Genomic DNA, 21,684 nt, shown 5'->3' with positions numbered 1-21,684 from the left:
GGATTTTATTCCATACATGGTTCACTGTCTGTCCTTCGCTGTCCTGCTTTCTATTCACCCAGTCAGCTGCATATCCCAGACAGTCATCGCTCCCGGCTTATTTATTTGCTGTGAAGCCATACTCCGCAAAGAAGGAGAGCGCATCATCGGTTCCCAGATAATCTACAAACTTCTGTGCTGCATCTTTCTTTGTGCTTGCGCTTACAACACCAACCGGATAGATAACCTTCGATACGCTTCCTTCCGGTGCATATCCGATAACCTTTACCTGGTCAAACTGATCGCTGGTGGTTGCATCGGTCAGGTATACGATACCTGCATCTGCGCTTCCGGCTGCTACCCAGCTTAAAACCTCGGTTACGTTGGTACCAAAGCTTGTCTTAGCCTCTACATCATCCCACATACCCAGGTTCTCAAAGGCTTCCTTGGCGTACTGTCCAACCGGAACACTCTCCGGATCGCCGAGTGCAATCTTCTCTGCCTTTGTGATATCCTCAAAACCGGTAATTCCCAGTGTGGAATCCTTCGGAACGATCAGGGCGATCTTATTTTCCAGAAGCTCTACGACAGAATCTGCATCAACCAGTCCCTCGTCCTCCAGCGCGTTCATCTGCTTCATCGCTGCGGAGAAGAATACGTCTGCATCCGCGCCCTCTTCGATCTGGGTCTGCAGCTTTCCTGAACTGTCAAAGGTAAAGCTCAGCTTGATGTCCGGATTCTCTTTCTCAAATGCCGGCTGAATCTTGTCTTCCATAACGTACTGAAGGCTGGCTGCTGCCGCTACCAGAATCTCCTGCTGGTCGCCGGTTGCCTCTGCTTCTGCTTCGGTCTCTTCTGTCTCAGCTGCCTCTGCCTCCGTTTCCGGTGCTGCTGTCTCAGCCGGTTTGCTGGATGAACATGCGGTCAGGGATGCTGCCGCCATCGCTGCTGCCATTACAAGTGCCCACGTTTTTCTCATATCTTGGTTTCTCCCTCATTTCACGCACATGTTTCCGGCATCCTCCTCGTTTCGATTCCTTACGCCATAGCAATGTGGTTTTTACCCTTCCGTTATTTTTGAAAAATTATAATGATATTTGCTAATCAAATAGTAGCACGTGGCACTTTTTTTGTCAATCTTTACAATGATTCTTATTGAATGCACATGGTCATTATGTGCACCAAAAAATAACGTGGCTTTTTTCTGCATTTTCCCTTTATTCTTATGAATTTTCCAGTTGTTCTTTCCAAACCCTTCCGTCTATTTTCGTGAAATTATTATGATGATTTTTCATATATTTTATTTTTATCTTTTTATTTTTCATTTATTTGAAATTTTGTATCCAAATACACCGGTGCTTCGGTTTCCTTACCGGTCACACGGTTCCCGATCCGTGGCAAAGTCTTCCACCAGCACATCCATAATGCCGCCGCAGACCATTCCTTCATCTTCCGCCGCCTCGCCGGTCAGATCTACATGAACTACTTTGTACCTGCCGCTTCCGATCAGAGAACGTGCCTCGCCCAGCACGGCCGCCTCGCTGCAGCCGCCGCCGATGCTGCCGAGAATCCGTCCGTCCCGGTAGACAATCATCTTCGCGCCTGCCCCGCGCGGGGAGGAACCCTTTGATTCAATCACCGTGACCACTGCTTTCGGCTCATCCGGCTCCTCTGCCAGGCGTTTCAGCACATCAAAATCCAGATCGGAACGGTTTTTCACACGTTTGTCTTCCCGATCCATGCGCTTTACCTGTATGATCTCCGCCAGAATCGAGATCGCGATCTCCTCCGGTGTCACACCGCCGATCTTTAAACCGATCGGGCTCTTTAAACGGCTCATCCGCTCTGGATCGTAACCTTCTTCCAGAAGCTCCTGTTTCACGATACCGACGCGGCGTCTCGAACCAATCATGCCGAGATACGCCGGTTCTTTTCCTTTTCCAATCATCCGCAGGCAGTCCGCATCGTGGCGGTGTCCGCGCGTAACGATACAGATATAGTCGCTCTCCTGAATCTTGAGTTCTTTGATCGCATGCCCAAAGTCATCACAAATCACCTTCTCTGCCATCGGGAATCGTCCCGGATTCGCGAAGGAAAGGCGGTCGTCCACCACAGTTACCAGGAATCCGACGCGCGCGCCAAATTCTGCCACTGGAAGAGCCACATGGCCGCCTCCGAGAATAATCAGGCGCTCTTTCGGGAAAAATGGTTCCGCCACATTCCAACTGCTTCCGGCGCGCCCACAGACCGGCTGCCCCTGTGTCAGGGCTTCTTTTCCAATCTCCGACGCCTCTGCGCCTTCTTTCAGTTCACAGCGCATATCTGTGAGATTTCCCTCTTCTCCCACAAAGCTTCTCTCGAGCGCCAGACACGGCGTCCCTTCCAGTTTTTTCAGAATCTCCCCATACAGATTCATATCACGCACTTCCTCTCTTTTATACTGCATGAGCCATCCATTTCTCATTTCGCAGTTGTGCCATCGCGGTTGCTTCCTCATCGCCTCTCTCTGGCTCGATTATTTACCAAAACCGCAGTTCGGGAAAATACAGGTTGGACAATTTAAGCACAGACCACCTGCGCCCATTTTCGCCAGATCCGCTTTTGTCACTGGCACATCTGCCATCACACGCGGCAGCACCAGATCAAAGATGGTCCTCTTCGCATACATCACGCAGCCCGGAAGTCCCATGATCGGCTTTCCGTCCTTCGTATATGCCAACAAGAACATCGCTCCCGGAAGTACCGGCGCGCCGTAGGAGACAACCTCCGCTCCGGTCTGCTTGATCGCGCTCGGTGTCGTATCATCCGGATCGACGCTCATGCCGCCGGTACAGACAACAAAATCGGCGCCCTGATCCAGCCATTCCTGGATTGCCTCCGTGATTTTATCCGGATTGTCCCCTATAATCTTCTGTCCCAGAACTTCCACACCAAATTCCTGAAGCTTTTCCCGGATGACCGGGCCAAATTTATCCTCAATCCGTCCATAGAACACTTCATTTCCGGTCGTCACAATGCCTGCTTTCTTATTTTTATACGGAAGCAGCTTTAACAGCGGCTCTGAACCCGCTACCTTCTTCGCCTCTTTCATTTTTTCTTTTTCAATTACCAGCGGGATCACACGGGTTCCGGCTAACTTATCACCTTTTTTTACCGGGAAATTCGTCCGGCGGGTCGCGATCATCATCTCCGGCAGGCTGTTGACCTTTAAGAGGCGTTCTTCATCGACCTGAAACAGACCGTCCGACTCCGCAATCAGCTCAATCTTGCCTTCCTTCGGATCGGTTGCACGCATATACTCATTCTGGCAGATGCCGCGCAGAATGTCCGCCGCCTCATCCTCATGATATTTTGTATCGTCCTTTTCCCAGACATAAATATGATCTTTTCCAATCGAAAGCAGTACCGGGATGTCCTCCTCACGCACGATATGTCCCTTGCGGAATACGGCGTCCTTCGTCACGTCCGGAATAATCTGCGTCATGTCATGGCAGAGTACCTGTCCGACTGCCTCGGTTGTTTTCATTAATTTCATATGATTTTCCTCTTTTCCTTTTTACAGTAATGCCTCCGCACGCTTTGCCAGCTGATACCGCCGTTCCACACCCGCCAGCGCCTCCGGATTATCCTTAAATTTCTCCCGTTTTGCCGCAAACCGTTCTTCGATCGTTACACGCCGTTCTCCCTGTACCTGCTTGTCCGCCAGGTACACGATCAGGCTTTCGTTCAGATATCCCAGCTTTTCTTCCGGCAGATCCATATGATCCGCAACAATATCCGCGATCCCGGTATGTCCCAGAAGCCGCAGCCATCCCGCCCCTGTCTCTGGATGTTCGGGGTATGCTTTGGCGATGTCATGAAGAAGCGCCGCCGCGTAGATTTTGTGTTTATCGATTGGAGGACTTTTGTATGTCATCTCCACATACGTTTCCGACCTATGCTTTAGAACTCTATCTGCCAATTCCACGGCCAGCTCCGCAACCGCCCGGCTATGGCGCACCGTCGCCTCCGGCGTGTGAAACCATGCAAGCAGACGTTCACACTCCTCTCTGTCCGGGATAGGACGTTTTCTCTCCCAATCACGCAATTTCTGAAACTCTTCCTGTGTATCCGCATCAAACGCACAGCCCGGATCCGGCACATCCAGGGGAATCCGGCGGATTTCCGGCTGTTCACAGGCGCCTTTAAGCCCCATCGTTCCGTCATGCTGCAGCAGTTTTTCGATCACATCTGCACGGATCAGAAGCGGATGCCCCGGTGTTTTCTCATATTCCGGGAGATAGACATCCCCATCGCCCTCCGCGAACCGGTATTTTTCATATTCCAGCGTAAATGGCGTAAACAGTGGCACATCCACCGGGAAAAAGAAAATGCCATCCAGCGTCTCTTTTCCTGCCGTTTTCCGCTTTTCCTTATAATAGGAAAGCCCCAGACAGACGGAATCAAACATTTTCGTCTCCGCATACGCCGGATTGTGGATGAAATGGATTCCCGTTCCCACAGCCGCCGCGCGTATATCTTCCGCCCGGCGTCCGGTAATGATCGTGATTTCATGTACACCGCACGCCCTCAGCGTCTGTATCTCACGTTCCAGGACCGTCTGAGTGCCAAGCTTCATGAGCGGTTTGAAATCCCCCATCCGCGAGGATCGCCCCGCCGCCGAGATCAGAGCATCAAATACAAAATCCTTTTTTTCATACACCTGTCCGTAGCCAAAGGGAATCTGCAGAAGTTCTGCCTTTTTCCGCTTCTCCCAGCCGCAGATCAATGTCCGGAACCAGCCCGCGTGCCCGATCACCAGAATATCGCCCCGGCTCTTCATCCGGAGTTCATTCCAGGTTGTCCTGGCGCGCCTTGCACAGTCCGCAAAGCTCTCTCCCTGCGGCGGTCGGAAATCGTACATATCTGCCCCACGTGCCGCATACTCCGCCGGAAACTGTTCCCGGATTTCATCGAAGGAGTGACCATCCCATTCCCCCATGTCGATCTCCGCCAGTCCATCCATGACCTCGATCGGAATACTTCTGTCAATCACTTCCTGCAGGATCGCAGCTGACTCCCGGCAGCGCTTTAACGGGCTGGTATAAATTTTTTCAATTCTGCGTCCCGCAAATGTCTCCCCCAGCGCCCGAATCTGTGTCCGCCCTTCTTCTGAAAGCGGCAAATCTGTCCGTCCGATGCAGTATTTCTGTTCATCTGGAAATTCCGGCTTTCCATGCCGGATCAAATAAATCGTCCGCATTCTGTCCTTTCCTAGTGCTCGTGCTCCTCTTCTTCCCCACACTCGCAGCTGAAATCATGGCTGTGTCCAAATGGTCCCGGTCCGCCGATGTAGTCGCGGATCAGCTCCAGTTTATAACGGTTCATATAGCTATATGCCTTCTGAACCGTATGCCCGCTTCCCAGATAACGGGTCACGCCCGCCTTTACCAGTATCTCAAACGGCTCTTTCTCGATCGGTCCGCAGATGACTGCCTCACAGTCATGTTCTACCACCTTCTTCGCAAATACCAGATTGTCCGGATCCTGTTTTCCATAGACATGGAAAATCTGGTTCTTGTCCGCGTCAATAATCATCAAAAACGGACTCTCCTTAAAAGTCGCCGGTACCAGTCCGTCGATCTCCTCTGTCTCTGATGCAATCGCTATGTTCATTTTCTTCTCCTTGTTCTTGTCAAATTTTACTAATTTTTTTCAAAATTTCTCGATTATTTTTAATTTTATGATACTGCAATTAAAACTTATCGTCAAGTTTTTCATGATATTGAATTTTACCACTCATTTTTCATTTTTCCTCGATGATCAGCCGCCTTTTTCCCGAACCGATATAGGGGGAAATTTCTTTTTCTATCACTGAGACGGTCAGGCAGTTCCCAAAGTATTCCGTTAATGCTGCTTTGACATTTTTCACTCTGCTTCCTACCGCATCTGCATAACCCGCTTTCTTCATAACAGCCACCGTCAGATGCTTCTGCGCCGCATTGTAAGATGCCTGAAAATCTTCCACCTCATCCAGGGCAAATAAAAGCTCATCTAATATGTGCATGGAAAGTACTTTTCCGCCGGACAGCCGGACGCTGTCATCCAGCCGTCCCTCAACCTTATCAAGTCTGGGCTTTAAACATCCGCAGGCACACGGTTCTGCAATCATCCGCCCCAGATCGCCGGTCCGATAGCGCACAAGCGGCATTCCCCGCCGCCGAAGCGTTGTCAGAACCAGCTCGCCGTATTGCCCTTCCGGAACCGGCTGTCCCGTCTCCGGATCCAGAATCTCAATCAAAAGGTCCCGGTCCCGCAGATGGTAACCCGCGCGCGCCCCACACTGTACGCCGCCGCCGTAACCAGTTTCCGTCATCCCCCAGTGTGTAAAGACCCGGCAGTTCCATGTTTTTTCCAAAAAACGCTGCACGCTGACCGGCACATAATCAGCACTTAAAAGCACTGTTTTCGGGCCAAGTCCCGGCGCATGGGCTGCCAGCGCATACATCTGGCTTGGGACACCGATCAGGCAGTCTGCCCCCTCGCCGTCCCGCGCTGCCGCTTCCATATCGTGAATCAGTCCATGAACCTTCGTCTCCACCTGAATGCGCCCCAATCCTTCTTTTAAAAGTCCTCCAATCGAAAAAAATCCCGGTCCTTCCATATAAACCGTGACCCGATCGCCCGGCTTTACCATGTACTGCATCCCTGTTTCAAAGAAATCCGCCGTCTGCATCAGATCGTCTTCGGTAAAAAACAGGCGCTTCGGTGCCCCTGTACTGCCGGAGGTTTTCAGCGTGATGATCCGCGCGATCTCCTTGGCTGGAACACATAAAAATGTTTCCGGCTCCGCTTTCAGTTCCTCCGGGGTTGTGAGGGGCAGTGTCCGGAAATCCTCCCATGAAAACGAATCCGGCGCAAGCCGTACATCGGAACCTGCCATTTCCCCAAGCTGTCCCCAGACGGATGTAAATTTCTTCTGATAAAATGGGCTTTTCTCCTTTACATACGAAAGTGTCCGCCATAACCCGGACGGCTGCGCCGCTGCAATAAAATAACCGCAGCCCGCTTCTTTTAAAATCTTCCGTTCCGCCCCCAGCGCCGCGCAGACGGATTCCAGATTTCCATCAAAGATCTGCTGCCCAATCCACTCCGCCAGTGTCCCAGACACATCCTGCATATTTGCAAGTGCAAAACCCGCACCCGCTATCCGGTCACGGATTGTTTTAGCGGACTCCAGCCGTCCCAGCATCCCGTCTAAGAAAAGCTCTTTTTTCCGGGCATACATATCGCTCATCAAAAGCCATCCCTCCGGCTTTAACACCCGGTACGCCTCCTGGAGCGCCGCCGCCGGTTCCGCAGCTTTGGAACAACTGCATTCCATCAGAATGATATCTGCCGTCTGATCTGGATATGGCAGTTTCTCCGCACATCCAGTCTCTATCCAGCCAGGTTCATGCACATCCGGATTCTTATCCAATCCGGAAATCTGCCAGCCCGGGAAATGCTCAGAAAGCCATCGCATCGTGCCGCCGGTTCCGCAGCCGATGTCGATGACGCGAAACGGCACTGCAGGATCTGTAGACTCCGTCTCTGCCGCTCCCGCCTCCGGTATCTCAATTCCCGCAAACTGGAACATCTGCCTCGTCAGCGCAAATCCGCCCGGCCGGCAGAGACTGCTCTCATTTGTATCCATTTTTTGCACCTCTCCTTTCTGCGCTTCTATTATCTGCCTCTTTCCATCGGAGACAAGTAGTATGCACAGAACGGAATCTTCTTCCCATCTTTATACACATGCAGGCTGCACTGGCGCAGGCGCTCGATATCGAGATTTCCGGCATCCTGAAACACCATGGATGTGATCGTGAAGCCGTGGCTTTTTGCACGCTTTAAGAAGTCCTCCATATTTGTTATGTCAACCGACTCCTCTCCACAGCAGCAGGATTCTGGTTCGGGCTGAGTTCCGCCACAACCGCAGTTTCCTGGTTCTGGTTGAGTTTCGCCACAGCAGCAGCTTTCTGGTTCGGGCTGAGTTCCGCCACAGCAGCAGCTTTCTGGTTCTGGCTGGGTTCCGCCACAGCAGCAGCTTTCTTTTTCCGGCTGACTTTCTCCACAACAGCACGTCTCTTCCAGATCGCGCCGTTCCCAGCGCCGTCCGACAAATTCACGGTTCTTCTCCGCCGGATCCGGACCGCAGCAGCAGCCTTCGCCCTCCGGTTCTGTCTCGGTTTTTCCACTATAATTTGTCAGCGGCATCAATTTATCCCCAGGCATCACGATGAAATCCCCGTGGAACCCACACATCGGGTGATCGCAGCAGGATGGCGCGATCTGTTCCTCTTTGATAAGCCCGCCGCTCTGGCTGACAACCGCCTCCAGAAGCTCATCCAGCGTATAGCGGTCATCATCCGCCGGAAGCTCCGGGATACGTCCAAAATAGCTGACCGGCTGGAAATGCACGCCGCGCACATACGGCGACCGCTGAATGGCAAACCGGATGATGTCCCCGATCTGCTCCGTATTGACGCCCGGAACAATGACCGGAACAAGCGTCACGCCGATTCCATACCGGCCGCACTGCTCGATCGCCCGTTTTTTCACTTCCAGCATCGGGCGGCGCCGCAGTTTTTCATATACGGCATCGTCCACGCCGTCAAACTGCATAAATACAAACGAAAGTCCCGCATCCGCCAGACGCTTTACAAATGCTTCGTCCTCCGCCAGGCGCAGACCGTTGCTGTTTAACTGCACATATTTACAGCCCGCCTGCTTCGCATACGCCACGATCTCCGGCAGGTCGTCCCGCACTGTCGGTTCCCCGCCGGAAAGCTGCAAAAGTGTCTTTCCCGGATCCGTCAGGTCGTCGATCCAGCGTTTTACCATGTCTAAGGACGGATCCTTGGTCCCGTCCGGCTCCGCAAAACAGAAGGTACAGTTCATATTGCACCGCGCTGTGATCTCCAGCAAGGTACAGCAGGTGGCGCGTCTGTGCTCCGCACACAAACCGCAGCCCGCCGGGCAATTTAGATTTTCATTTTCTCCCACCGCCGGACGTTCCCCGCGCCAGTCGGCAAACTTGCGCTTATTTCTCCAGATTATACTGGAAAATGTCCCGTGATCCGGGCAGGTTTTTACCAGATATATCTGCCCGTCCCGCTCTTCCCGCTTTGCCGGAATGCGTTTTAAACAGACCGGACAGACACTGTATGTATGGCGCATTTCTTCTGGCAGGAGGGCTCTGTCCTGTAAGTTCATTACCATCGTCCTTCATCCCCTTATCTCAATTCATTGCAATTCTCCCATGATGAAGCCAGCCGCAGATGGGCTGTGTTCTCATGTTCACACATGGCAAATCCCCGCAGCCAGCCTGTCTCACCTATCCTTTTCAGATCCAAAAGCATCTCTCATGAATCATACTTATATCTACTTATCTTCCAGCTCTCTCTCCACATCCGCCATACGCCCTTTTACCAGCGCTTCCGGCAGATATACCTCGCCGCACTTCGGGCAGCACAGGATCTCGGTGTGGAAATTGTGCCCCAGATAGTCAAAAAATGTGGATTTCGGCACCATCTCCACCTGACACCGGCGGCAGATGACTTTTTTCTCCAACGCCTCTTTGATCCGCTGATCTCTTCCGCCTCCATCGATCGTCGGCATACTCATCACTCTCCTTCCAGATTCATGCGGTGGCTGTAGCCATTCCAGAGCTTATAACCGCCGTCCGGCAGCACCTCGTACTCTGCCCAGTAGGTCATATGCTGGATCTTCAGATGCCCGATCCGATGTCCCGTCTCCGGGTCGATAATACCGCGGTCTTCCCGCTCACAGTGTTCAATGACCTGCTCCATATCTTCGATCAAAATCTGACCCGCTGACAATTTGCGTTCCAGCTCCTTCTCAACTTCTAATTTCATATGTGTTTCCTCTTCGATCGTCTCATTCCAGTACGTCTTAAGCAGTTCCCGTTTCGCCGCCAGGCGGTTGTGCCAGCGCTCCGTCACCGTCGCCGCCGGGCGCCCCGCGCCATTTAACCCAAACAACAGATCGAGGATATGAACCGCCTCCTTGCCCTGTCCGGCAAAGGACTCCCGGCAGTTGACGCAGTAGGTCACATACGGCAGTTCCTCCTCTTTTGCACGGGAAGTTGTCATATAGCTTGTGTGGCTCGGAGAAGCAATCCCGATATGTCCGCCGTATCCGCAGCAGCGCGCCTTTTTCCCGTCATACGGCAGATTTTCCCACGTAATCCCCGCCGCATCCGCCAGATGGCGTACACTCTCCTGCAATTCCGGGTAATAGCGGCTGGCGCAGGGATCAAACAAGGCATACGACTGCGCTTGCTGGGTACTTCCTGCTTCCATTTCACCCTTTTCAGCATTGTCCGGTTCCAAAGCAGCATCTTTCTCCACGCCCCACTCTTCCATCACTTCCGCCAGAAAGACAACCGGAAGCTCCGGCAGGTATTCTTCAAACATCTTCCGGCAGTTCGGGCATGCTAAAACCACTGTCGGTTCGCCAAGCTCTCTCCACTGCCGCCGCATTTCCTCCAGATGTGCCGCGTGGATGTCCACTTCGCCTGCCCACTCGGCAGGCGCACCGCAGCAGGTCATCCAGATCGCCGCATCCGGCTTTTTGGAACGCAGCCACTCATACGTCCGCGTCACATAGCGCGGATCCGAACCGGCGAGCTGGCATCCCGGAAAGAATGCATAGGAACTCTTCTTAACATTCTCCGGTTTCCGCGTAAGCCCCGCTTTTCCGGAGGCATACGCCATGTCGCGCAGCCAGAAATCGTGGAATGGCCACGGCATCGCGCCTTTTTTTTGCATTGCCCGCATACTGTCAAGCAGAAACTGGCTGAAATCGATATGCTGCGGACAGACTTCCTTGCAAAGCCCGCAGTGGTCGCAGGTGCTGATCAGTCTGGTCGCCCACGTACCATCGCGCGATAACGTACCGGGATGGATTGTTATGTAAACTTCTTCATACAAACGGCGCGGTGTTTTCTCATGCAGGCGCATCAGATCACAGGCACGCATACAAGCATCACACGAACACTTCTGGCAGCGCGTGATCTCCTGTATCGCCTCTTCCTCCGTATACGATTCCCCGTTTGCCGGAACCACCCGATCGGCACGCTCGATCCCATTCGTTTGAAGATTTAAAAGTGTCCCTTCCTTTCGAAATGGCTCATTCATACCGCCCGTTTTCAGATACCGTTCGATCGCAAGCGAAACCGCCAGCCCATCTGCCAGCGCCTTCATGCTGTCGCCGCCTGTCAGGGAACCTCCAATGAAAACGCCCGGTGTCCGGGTTGCAAATGCGCCGTCCGGGTCCATTTCCAGACCAAAGTCCGCGCCATCTGCCCCAGTTGCCACATACACGGCATCATAGTCCGCCCGGAGTGCCTCCAGATCCGTTACCGTTTCACCGAGATGGCGTGAAAATTCCTCAAACTGGAACTGTGCCTCGATCTCCGCATCAAATTCCGCCGGATCCATCTGGTTTCTCGCCTGACCGCCCAGAACCATTTCCCGCTCATAAACCGTTACCTCGTACTTTTTATTGCAGAGACGCAGTGCACAGCCAAGCCCCGAAAGACCGCCTCCGACGATCGCGATCTTTTTTCCTTTCGACGGCAGGTTATACGCATTCGGTGCTTTCCGCTTCGCGTACTCGACAGTCGCCCGCTCTAAAAGCCCCATCGCGATCCCCCCGTCCAGCTTCGCACGCAGACATGCCTTCTCGCACGGATGGCTGCACAGCTTCGACACAATATCCGGAAATCCCACCGTATTCTGATAGGTCCGGTACGCCGCGTTGAAACGTCCCTTTTTCCACTTTTCTTCCAGCCCCTTGATATCCAGCCGGAACGGACAGGCTGCCTGGCAGAACGGCGGCTCGTTCTGATGGCATTTCTCCGCCAGCGTCTTCTCAAAATCTTCCAAATAGCTCACAGGGCGGACCTCCCTTCTTTTCTCCTGCATTTATCGTTACTGTTCACGCATACGTGCCCAGTAACGGAATTTGCCGTGGCTTCGCATTTAAATACGACAAATTCCTGCTGCCACCACGTTTTCTTACGGCACTTTCGGTTCCAAAAGTGCCTACCCGTGAACAGTAACCATTTATCCTCTCCCAGAATCATTTATCCCGTCCTCCATCAATAAGTAAAAATTCCAGGAGCCAATTTTAATACTTTTTATTATACACCATAACCAAAGAATATGTCTTGGCACATTCTCGCGCCGAGCGCGGTCGCTTGCGACAACCTACATCTTCGCGCGAGTGCGCATCATCGGCACGTTAGTGCCTTTTTGCGTAATAGGGAATTCCAAGGAATTTCCTATTACACAAAAAAGCCGCTGCAAAACCTACCTCTCTAAACATAGATTCTGCAGGTTCGCAGCAGCTTTTATTTAATTCTTATTTACAATCACGCGATACGCCTTGCCGCAGCTGCCCGCTTCATGTGCAGCCACGCATTCCTCTTCCGAATCGGATTAGAACGGACGCTCAGCTGTCGGATCATCCAAGGATACGTAGAAGCTCTGGGTTCCTACCTGTACCGGATTCTCTTTGATGTTCTCCAGTTCCTCATACATATCGGAACCAAGGAAGTATTTCTTCGGCTCGTACGGTTTCTCGCCCTTTGCGATTGCATCCAGACCAGCTTTTACCTTCTCCGGAAGTGCCGGGATCTCATGGATACGTACGCCGCAGGCATTGTAGATACCATTCAGAACTGCACAGTGGCCAGATGCCTGGAATGCCTCAGAAGCACCTGAAGAACCGAACGGACCATCAGAGATAGCGCCATCAATATGAATCAGGTTGATATCATCCGGAACATCCTTGATGTAGGAAGTACCAGCGCCAAACATGTTCGCATGTTTCTTAACGTCTGCGTAGTCCTCTTTCAGGGCGAAGCCGATACCATGCATGATACCGCTGTATGCCTGACCGTTAACAGCATCGATATTACCGATACGTCCAACGAAGTCAACACAGGTGAATTTCAGAACGGTAGTCTTACCGGTCTTGGTATCAACCTCAACCTCTGCCAGGTTCAGGCAGTATGTGAATGCCGGAGTCGGGTCGCCGATACCGGTATTCGGATCCAGACGGCACAGACCCGGAGTTGTGTTGGTCTCATAACGGCCAAGATACTTGGTCTCGATGCCTTCTGCCTTCATCTCATCATAGGTACGAAGTGTACCATCTTCTTTTCTCATAGCTGCCAGAAGCTTGTTAGCTGCGATGATGGTTGCATTACCATCCATGTACAGGGAACGGCTGGCACCAGCCATACCGGTATCCGGACAGGTCTTGGTATCATTCTGAATCAGCTGGATATCTTCTGGTGTCAGATGCATTTCTTTCAGAGCTTCCAGTGTTACTACCAGAGAACCGGTTGTAGCACCCTGGCCCATTGCATGCCATGTGTCGTATTTGCGGATCTTGTTGCCCGGCATAAGCTCAAGAGCAACCTCAGCGCTGTCGCCGCCGCCCTCAGTAACGTTGAAGCCGCCCCATGCGATACCAACGCCTCTTCTCTTCTCCGGTGTGTCAGCCGCTTTCGCATCAGCCACCGCCTTCTCATAGATTGGACGCATGGTATCCATGATCTTCTCCATCGGATACTGCGGATATACATAGCTGTTGATATTCTTATCGCCTTCACGGCAGATATTCTTATAACGGAACTCGAACGGATCCATGCCCAGTTCTTCTGCCATCATATCCATCAGCGGCTCGCTGAGTGTATATGCCTGCGGAGAACCGTAGCTTCTGTAAGCAGTACCAAATGCATGGTTAACGTTCGCTACACGAACCAGACCTGCTACGTTCGGTACATTGTACGGGAAGAAGGTGAAACGTGCCGGTTTGGTCATAACGTCGTCACCGCCCCAGGAGTAAGCGCCGTGGTCCATACCGATATCAAATTCAGCAGCCAGGATCTTACCTTCATTATCACATGCCAGACGGCCATTGGAGTATGCCGGGCAGCGTTTGCCGCTGAAGTGCTGATGCTCTTCATAGGACATGGACAGGGATACCGGCTCGCCGGTAACTACGGTACAAGCTGCACACAGTGCGATATCGCCTGCGTTGGTAGACCATCCAAAGCTTGCGCCGGTCGGGTTCATGATGATACGGTATTTATCCTTCGGTACACCAAGGCAGTTACCCAGACGTCCGATCGAGGAGTATACACACTGGGATTTACACTGAATGGTCAGCAGGCCATCATCGCCCCAGTAAGACTGAAGTACACAACCCTCGATGGAAAGATGCGGCTCACGGGAGGAGGAGAAGCTTCCTTCTACTACATGCGGTGCTTTGTCGATTAAGTCTCTTACCTCTTCTGCATCTTCCAGACCTGCTCCCTTTAATACCGGCTGCTCGCAGAAGATGTTCGGAGTATCCTCATGGATACGGATAGCATCCGGCATAACTGCATCCAGATATGTCAGATACTCTGGCAGCTGCTCGTATTCCATCGTAACCTTAGCGGCTGCTGCACGAGCCTGACGATGTGTATGAGCTACTACCATAGCGATAACATCACCGTAACGATAGATCTTCTCATCCTGAAGAACTTTACGGGATGGTGTCATAACAGTACTTCTCTCATGGAACTGACCCTCAGCCATGATGTTAGTTCCGCCTGCTGCGATGAGGTCTTTTGCTGTGATAACCTTAACAACGCCCGGCATCTTCTCAGCTTCCTCAGTATGGATAGCCAGAATCTTTGCATGATGGGTAACCTTCGGCTGAACGATAGCTGCATATAAAACGCCCTGCGGCATCTTAAGAGCCTGATCATCGCCGTAGTCGGTCAGACCACAAACCTTACCAAGTGCATCCTGACGAACAACCGGTTTTCCGTAGTAGTTGCCATCTTCCGGATTGTGGAACTTGATATCCTCGATGCTGCACTCGCCACGCATAACCTTAGCTGCAGCCATAACTGCATCTACAATCTGTTTGTATCCGGTACAACGGCATACGTTTCTTGTCTTCTGGAACCAGTCACGAACCTCTTCACGGGTCGGATCCGGGTTCTGCTCTAACAGAGCATATGCGGAAACGATGAAGCCTGGTACACAGAAACCACACTGTACAGCACCGCAGTTCATCCATGCAACCTGTAACGGATGCAGATGCTGCGGAGTACCGATACCCTCGATGGTGGTAATCTTGGAATACTCTTCTACCTGGCTGATTTTCTTGGTACAGGAACGGATTACCTGTCCGTTCAGAATGATGGAACATGAACCGCAGACACCGGTTCCACATCCAACCTTAACACCGGTCAGACCGATCCGGCGCAGAACATCTGACAGTTTATCGTTTTCCGGATCGCACATAAACATACGATCAACACCGTTGATGTTCAACATCATTTTTCTTAATTTCATGCTGTTTCGTCCTCCTTCTTTAAAATAAATAGAGCCCTGATGCTTCCGACTATCCTTCCGCATCATACCCAATACTTACGATTCCTTAGTCATCCGCGTTTTCCAGCATCTCTGCCAGATCCGCCAGATCCACGCCATAGTCCTCCAGAAGTTCTCTGGCCTTGCGGTAGGTATTCTCTACCACCTGGGGACACCGAAGTGCCTTGTTGGCCATGTTATCTCCTAAAATCGAATGACAATCACTTCCTCCATAGATTTCACCATAGTTTTCCTGAAACCAGTCTGCCAGTTCCGGTATCATCTCGCTGTATGCCGCTTCCGGCTCAAAGAGCGCCATCATCATCGCCGCACCGGTCAAAGCTCCGCAGGTCAGCCCGCTTCTGACTCCCAGACAGAGTGCTGCAGATGCCTTCAGAAGGCTCGGGTTCTCCTCGCCCTTAAGGGTAAGTCCCAGCGAAACAAGTGCCTGACTGCAGCAGCTTCCCGATAAAAGCAGCTGGTTCAGTTTTTTAATATCCGGCTCCATCCGCACCTCCTGTTCTTAGAAACACAAAAAGAAAAGCGGCACCGCCTCTGAAAAGACAGTACCGCTTAACGTATCCGAGTTTGTATATACATCTGCACCTATAGATATGGATACACCTATATCTATACCTATACCTATCTGTCAGCACATATATACCCTATCTATACAAGAAGCCTGACAGCTTCCCGTATCCATCGATGTAAAGCGAATCTCTCTTTCTTTTCAAATGCGGAAGGCACTTCCATTTCCAGATGTACCCATTGGCCTGACTGCATACGGTTTCCCGCTTAGCAATTTCGGCTCGAAAAACAGATTGTTTCTATTTTGGTTTTGATACCTCTATGGTACTCTGCTTTTCATCGAAAGTCAATCTCATTTTTCATAATTTTGAAATTTTTTACATCGACAGGACACTTGTTCGCCCCTTATTTTACCTCAATACGGGATTTTCAACATGCTATTTTACCCTTGTAATATCTGTTTACTTACAGAATTTCAGCATAACTTCCGTTCAAATGTTGTGTTATTTGAAGATTTGTATTCTTCCTTTCTGCTATTTGATCGAGTATTTTTTAAAAAAATAACGGTTCACACGCTTTCATAATTTTCCATTTTCATTTGTTTAAACGTGAATTTTGTTCATTTGGATTTCACTTATATGAAATTTATATCTTTTTGATTCATAATCAAACATGAATATCTGTTATTTATCCGCTATAAATCCTCACATTTTTAAGTATCTTTTTTTCATTTTCTTTTTCTGTTTTAGATTTTATTCTGCAGACCATTATTTTTTATTTCAGATAACGCAAGCATATTTAAGAACAGAATTTATGCACATACAAATTCCGCATCGAAAATGTGATTTGCATAAATTTTTTCTTATTTATAATCCGTACAAATCCTACTTTCTCCCCGCAAAATACGCCTGCAGGTTCTCCCCTACATGCTCCAGATGCCGCTCCATCTCCCGGCGCGCCAGTGCCCCGTCTCCGGCTTCAATCGCTGCCAGAAGACTTTCGTGTTCATTTTCCCGGACTTCGTCAGAGCGGACTGCTGCCTGAGAGATGCGCGCATAAGCGTCCTGGTCGGTCAGGATAAGCTTTAACATCCGCAGGATAGACGGGCTGCCTGAGAGATGCGCGATCTTCAGATGGAACGCCAGATCTTCCTCGCTTCCCGCCCTTCCATGGCGGATTGCATAGAGATAGTCTGCCTGCAGATCTTTTAATTTCTGAAGTTCCTTCGGCTCAATCCGCTCTGCACATGCCTCCGCCGCATATCCTTCCAGGAGTTTCCGCACCAAAAGAATATCCTCCAGCCCGCTTTCTGTCTCCATCGACGCCGCCTCGATAAGCTCATTCGCCGCCTTCATCTTCTCCCGGCGTGACCGTTCTTCTTCCAGAAAGCGTTCGCCCTGCGGCGTCAGGATCCGCCCCTTGTTCTGCACCTTGACAAGCAGCCCTGCTTTCTCCAGCTCCAGAAGCTCCCGCCCAATGCTGGCGGACGGAAGATGCAGGATCTGCGCCAGCTGGAGTGCTCCCGCCGGGGTGTTTAAGTCCTGCATGGCTGTCAGTATTTCAAAGCTGCTGTTTCGTTTTTTCCCTGCCATTTTTCCACCTCAATACTCTGTACTATTTCTATGATTGTATCATCATTTCCGATTCGTGTAAATCATCCCTTACTGTATCGTACGGAATTTTCAGTTCAGAAAATTCCCACCTGTGAACCGTTACAAGCAGGCTGCAGTTTGACAGCGAAAATGCCATAAAATAACAAAAAAAACGAACCGCAGGGTACATTTTCTCACTCTGCGGTCCGCTTTGAATCTAAAATCATTTCAGATTTTGATCCATCTGTTTTTATTTATTACTTTTTATCTACATTGATGAACAGATAAGGAAGCCCTACGGAGTAGTACTGGATACCGCTTACATCCGGATTGGTCATAACGGCTACAGACTGTCCGTAAATCGGGAACAGAACACACTGATCTGCCAGCGTCTTCTCACAGCCAACTAAAGCTTCCCAACGAGCATCCTGGTCGAGTGCCAGATCGCCCTTCTTTGCGGACTGGATGGTTGCATCGTAGTCTGCATCGGAGAACTGGGAGTAGTTGGTGGAGCTGCCGGTTATCCACATATCCAGATCAGTCATCGGATCTGCGTAGTCCGGACCCCAGCGGGTAAGACCGATATCATATTCACCTTTCTGCATGTATTCCAGACGGGCTTTCTTCGGAAGTACCTGAAGTTCGATGGTCAGACCCGGCAGATTGTTCTGCCACTCGCTCTGTAAGAACTGTGCAACAGCCTGTGCAGAATCGGTATCTTCACACATTAAAGTGAAGGATAAGGAATCTTTGCCAAGCTCGCCAAGACCTGTCTTCCACAGCTCTTTTGCTGCCTCTACATCGTAGGTCCAGCTGTCGTATGCGCTACCTGCTGCCTCACGGAAATCTTCGCCCCTTTCATTGGTTGCAAGGCCCTGCGGTACGAAGTAATCCATCGGTGTGGAACCATCTTTCAGAACACGGGTTGTGATCGCTTCTTTGTCATACGATTTTGCCAGTGCCTTACGGATATTTACATTGTCAAGCCCCTCTTTCTTCATGTTCGGGGTCAGATACCAGTTGTAACCGTCACTTCTGGTGGAGAATCTCGGATCATCCTCATACTGCTCTACCAGGTTACCGCTTAAGGTTACAACGTCCAGATCGCCATTTTCAAAAGAAAGGGCTGCTGTCTGGCTGTCGGTAATGATCGAGAACTCAACACCGTCCAGTTTGACATCGGATGCACCGAAGAACTGATCATTCTTTACTAATTCTACCTTCATGGCAGACGGCTCATAGGAAGATACCTTGAACGGACCATCTGCTAACAGGGTATCTGCGGAAGTTGCAAAGTTGCCGCCGCAGCTCTCTACAAATTTCTGATTTAAAGGCAGGAAGCATGCGCCGGATGCCATCAGGTAATCAAAGATAGCACACGGGGAGCTTAAAGTTACGACTAATGTCTTATCGTCCGCTGCCTCTACACCCAGTTCCTCAACCGGTTTTTCACCTGTTGTTACCTCTTCTGCATTTGCGATGCAGGCGGTTGTGATAAAGAACTGGTAATCACTTGCAGTTGCCGGATCGGCTACTCGTCTCCATGCGTAAACGAAATCGTTTGCCGTTACCGGATCGCCGTTGGACCATTTTGCGTCGTCACGGATCTTGAAGGTCAGGGTCAGACCATCCTCGGACTTCTCCTCACTCTCCGCCACGCCGTAAACCGGAGCACCTGACTCATCCTTGGTCATCAGCCCCATCATAAACTGGGAGATAACACCACTGGATGTGTAGTCGTTGGAAAGTGCCGGATCCAGGGAGTCTACCAGAGTGCTTGCCTGATAGCGAAGCACCTTGCCGCCCTCAGCCGAGCTGCCGCCCTCTGCGCTTCCAGATTCAGCCGCTGCTGTCTCTGTTGTCTGGGTCGATCCGCCGCAGCCTGCTAAAAGTCCAGCAAACATAGCAGAAGCCAGCGTCCACGCCATTACTTTTTTTAGCTTCATAATACTTCCTCCTTTTTTGTTTTTTTAATAAAACCAAACCATTCCCGTTTCATGCTGCATTTCCTGGTCCCGGCTGTCTATCCTCATTTGTCTGCTGGTTCGGCTCATCTATAAAATCACCCGCTAAACAGGTCATTTTATCACATTTATTATGGTTGATTTTGTGCCGGAATGCATCGGCTTTCTTTTAAATCTACACCCATTTTTCCAAATCTGCATCGGTTCCGCGCACAAAATGTGTGCCCTCAATCTGATGCATCGTACCTGCGCCGTAATCCAGGCCGCTCGTCTTATAATCATAGTGCAGTGCAATCCGGCTGCGCTCTACCACCGGGTTCGGGTTCGGGATCGCCGAAATCAGGCTTCGGGTGTACGGATGTACCGGATGGGAGAAAATCTCCTCCGTCGTGCCCGTCTCCAGAAGGTAGCCCAGATGAAGAACGCCGATGCGGTCGGAAATATATTTAACCATCGAGAGGTCGTGGGCGATGAAGAGGTATGCAAGCCCCGTCTCGTCCTGGATGTCCTTCATCAGGTTGACAACCTGCGCCTGAATGGACATATCCAGCGCCGAGATACACTCATCGGCAATGATCAGCTTCGGGTTCATGACAAGCGCCCGGGCGATGCCGACACGCTGCCGCTGACCACCGGAAAACTGATGCGGGTACCGGTTTGCATGTTCCGGCGCCAGACCTACCTTGTGGAGGATGTCTGCCACCATCTCGGTCCGCTCTTTCTGGGAATGGTACCGGTGATGGATATCCAGCCCCTGTGCAATGATATCCGCTACTTTCTGGCGCGGATTTAAACATGCCATCGGATCCTGGAAAATCATCTGCATATCACTTCTGAGTCTCGCCTCTGTCTGGCGGCTCATTTTTCCGGAAATATCCATCCCGTCAAAGGTAATTTGTCCTGCGGTCGGATCGTAGAGGCGGATCAGCGCCCGCCCGATCGTCGTCTTTCCCGATCCGGATTCCCCCACAAGACCATAGGTCTCGCCCGGATTGATATAAAAACTGACATCCTCAACCGCTTTTACGGTAAATTTCCGGCTGACCGGAAAGTACTGCTTGAGTCCTTTTACTTCCAGAAGGGGCTTTTTGTTTGTCTCTGTCACTGCACTCATGCGATTCCCCCCTCTTTCTTCATTCTCTCAATTCGATCCCGAAGCTCCGGCGGCATATCGACCTTCGGCGCCTTCGGATGCAGCAGCCATGTCGCGGCGCTGTGTGTCCCCGATATCTTGAACATCGGCGGCTCCAGACGACTGTCAATGTTTAACGCATATTTATTCCGCGGTGCAAACGCATCACCCGTTACCTTGTGAAGCAGGTTTGGCGGGCTGCCCGGGATTGTGTAAAGACGTTCGTCGTCCGTTCCCAGATCTGGCATCGCGGAGAGAAGTCCCCATGTGTACGGGTGGCGCGGATCGTAGAATACATCCTCGACCGTGCCGCTCTCGACGATCTTGCCTGCATACATGACGTTGACATAATCGGCAACCTTCGCAACGACGCCCAGATCGTGCGTGATATAGATAACCGACAGCTGCCGTTTTTTCTGAATCTCCTGAATCAGTTCCAGAATCTTCGACTGAATCGTAACGTCCAGCGCCGTCGTCGGCTCGTCGCAGATTAAAAGTTCCGGATCGCACGCCAGTGCGATCGCAATGACGATTCTCTGGCGCATACCACCGGAGAGCTGGTGCGGATAGTTTTTGATTCGCTTCTCCGCGTCGGTGATGCCGACCAGTTTCATCATCTCCAGCGCCTTCTCATATGCCTCTTCCTTCGGTGTATGGTAATGCCAGATCATGCCTTCCATGATCTGTTTTCCAACCGGCATCAGCGGGTTTAAGGAGGTCATCGGATCCTGGAAGACCATCGCGATCCGTTTTCCGTTGATATGACGGCGGATTTCCTCTTTTTTCATCTGCAGAATTTCTCTGGTGACCCGTTCCTCCGGGTTACGGTAATATGAAAATGTGATCTGTCCGCGGTCGATCGTTCCGTTCTTTGCCAGGATTCCCATGATCGCCTTCGCAGAAACCGATTTACCGGAACCGGACTCCCCAACGATTGCAACCGTCTCGCCCCGGTTTACCGTCAGGTTGACGCCCCGGACGGCATTGACCACTCCGGCTGTCGTCTCGAAGGAAATGTCCAGATTCCGCACTCGTAAAATTTCTTCTTTTTTCTCCATGCCATT

The 21,684-nt window shown here is 51.2% G+C and carries 15 protein-coding genes and 1 riboswitch; all 15 genes read right to left on the bottom strand.

Features of this window, described 5'->3' with window-relative positions:
* Nucleotides 1-97: 97 nt before the first annotated feature.
* The 15 genes from modA to DWX91_RS08550 all read right to left on the bottom strand — a co-directional run bounded on the left by modA (nt 98) and on the right by DWX91_RS08550 (nt 21,678).
* On the bottom strand, nt 98-958 hold the full coding sequence (gene modA / locus DWX91_RS08620) for a molybdate ABC transporter substrate-binding protein (RefSeq protein ID WP_118468947.1): 861 nt from the start codon (nt 956-958) through the stop codon (nt 98-100).
* Between the two features lie 390 nt (nt 959-1,348).
* Nucleotides 1,349-2,395, bottom strand: a complete 1,047-nt coding sequence (locus DWX91_RS08615) for an XdhC family protein (RefSeq protein WP_182431252.1) — start codon at nt 2,393-2,395, stop codon at nt 1,349-1,351.
* Between the two features lie 99 nt (nt 2,396-2,494).
* Nucleotides 2,495-3,514 carry a molybdopterin-binding protein gene (locus DWX91_RS08610; RefSeq protein ID WP_117796811.1) on the bottom strand — a complete coding sequence of 340 codons (1,020 nt, stop codon included), beginning with the start codon at nt 3,512-3,514 and terminating at the stop codon, nt 2,495-2,497.
* A 21-nt stretch (nt 3,515-3,535) separates the two neighbouring features.
* On the bottom strand, nt 3,536-5,221 hold the full coding sequence (locus DWX91_RS08605; RefSeq protein ID WP_118471673.1) for a DVU_1551 family NTP transferase: 1,686 nt from the start codon (nt 5,219-5,221) through the stop codon (nt 3,536-3,538).
* Nucleotides 5,222-5,232: 11 nt separating this feature from the next.
* Entirely contained in the window at nt 5,233-5,634 is a 402-nt protein-coding gene (locus DWX91_RS08600) for a NifB/NifX family molybdenum-iron cluster-binding protein (RefSeq protein WP_022360477.1), read from the bottom strand.
* A gap of 130 nt (nt 5,635-5,764) precedes the next feature.
* On the bottom strand, nt 5,765-7,654 hold the full coding sequence (locus tag DWX91_RS08595) for a DVU_1553 family AMP-dependent CoA ligase (protein ID WP_118471675.1): 1,890 nt from the start codon (nt 7,652-7,654) through the stop codon (nt 5,765-5,767).
* Between the two features lie 29 nt (nt 7,655-7,683).
* Nucleotides 7,684-9,219: a radical SAM (seleno)protein TrsS gene (gene trsS / locus DWX91_RS08590; protein ID WP_118471677.1), complete on the bottom strand. Its 1,536-nt coding sequence runs from the start codon at nt 9,217-9,219 to the stop codon at nt 7,684-7,686.
* 162 nt (nt 9,220-9,381) lie between these two features.
* Nucleotides 9,382-9,618 carry a DVU_1557 family redox protein gene (locus DWX91_RS08585; RefSeq protein ID WP_022360474.1) on the bottom strand — a complete coding sequence of 79 codons (237 nt, stop codon included), beginning with the start codon at nt 9,616-9,618 and terminating at the stop codon, nt 9,382-9,384.
* Nucleotides 9,619-9,623: 5 nt separating this feature from the next.
* Nucleotides 9,624-11,918, bottom strand: a complete 2,295-nt coding sequence (locus tag DWX91_RS08580) for a pyridine nucleotide-disulfide oxidoreductase/dicluster-binding protein (RefSeq protein WP_182431253.1) — start codon at nt 11,916-11,918, stop codon at nt 9,624-9,626.
* Between the two features lie 546 nt (nt 11,919-12,464).
* Nucleotides 12,465-15,386 (bottom strand): molybdopterin-dependent oxidoreductase, encoded by a 2,922-nt coding sequence (locus tag DWX91_RS08575; protein ID WP_022359117.1) that lies wholly within the window; start codon nt 15,384-15,386, stop codon nt 12,465-12,467.
* 85 nt (nt 15,387-15,471) lie between these two features.
* Nucleotides 15,472-15,912, bottom strand: coding sequence for a DVU_1555 family C-GCAxxG-C-C protein (locus DWX91_RS08570; protein ID WP_107000907.1), 441 nt, complete (start codon nt 15,910-15,912; stop codon nt 15,472-15,474).
* Between the two features lie 199 nt (nt 15,913-16,111).
* A riboswitch (molybdenum cofactor riboswitch) is annotated at nt 16,112-16,231 on the bottom strand.
* A 585-nt stretch (nt 16,232-16,816) separates the two neighbouring features.
* Nucleotides 16,817-17,524 carry an FCD domain-containing protein gene (locus DWX91_RS08565; RefSeq protein ID WP_118471681.1) on the bottom strand — a complete coding sequence of 236 codons (708 nt, stop codon included), beginning with the start codon at nt 17,522-17,524 and terminating at the stop codon, nt 16,817-16,819.
* Nucleotides 17,525-17,781: 257 nt separating this feature from the next.
* On the bottom strand, nt 17,782-19,470 hold the full coding sequence (locus DWX91_RS08560) for a peptide ABC transporter substrate-binding protein (protein WP_243017752.1): 1,689 nt from the start codon (nt 19,468-19,470) through the stop codon (nt 17,782-17,784).
* A gap of 193 nt (nt 19,471-19,663) precedes the next feature.
* The gene (locus DWX91_RS08555) at nt 19,664-20,602 is read right to left on the bottom strand and encodes an ABC transporter ATP-binding protein (RefSeq protein ID WP_107000910.1); all 939 of its coding nucleotides are present in this window, start codon (nt 20,600-20,602) and stop codon (nt 19,664-19,666) included.
* On the bottom strand, nt 20,599-21,678 hold the full coding sequence (locus tag DWX91_RS08550; protein WP_118471685.1) for an ABC transporter ATP-binding protein: 1,080 nt from the start codon (nt 21,676-21,678) through the stop codon (nt 20,599-20,601). Before DWX91_RS08550 ends, DWX91_RS08555 begins: the two co-directional genes overlap by 4 nt.
* Between the last annotated feature and the right edge of the window lie 6 nt (nt 21,679-21,684).

It is taken from the genome of Clostridium sp. AF22-10, assembly GCF_003478725.1.
GTDB classification, from domain to species: domain Bacteria; phylum Bacillota; class Clostridia; order Lachnospirales; family Lachnospiraceae; genus Otoolea; species Otoolea fessa.
Note: the sequence above shows the minus strand (reverse complement) of the source record. Positions and strands in the feature narration are given on the sequence as shown.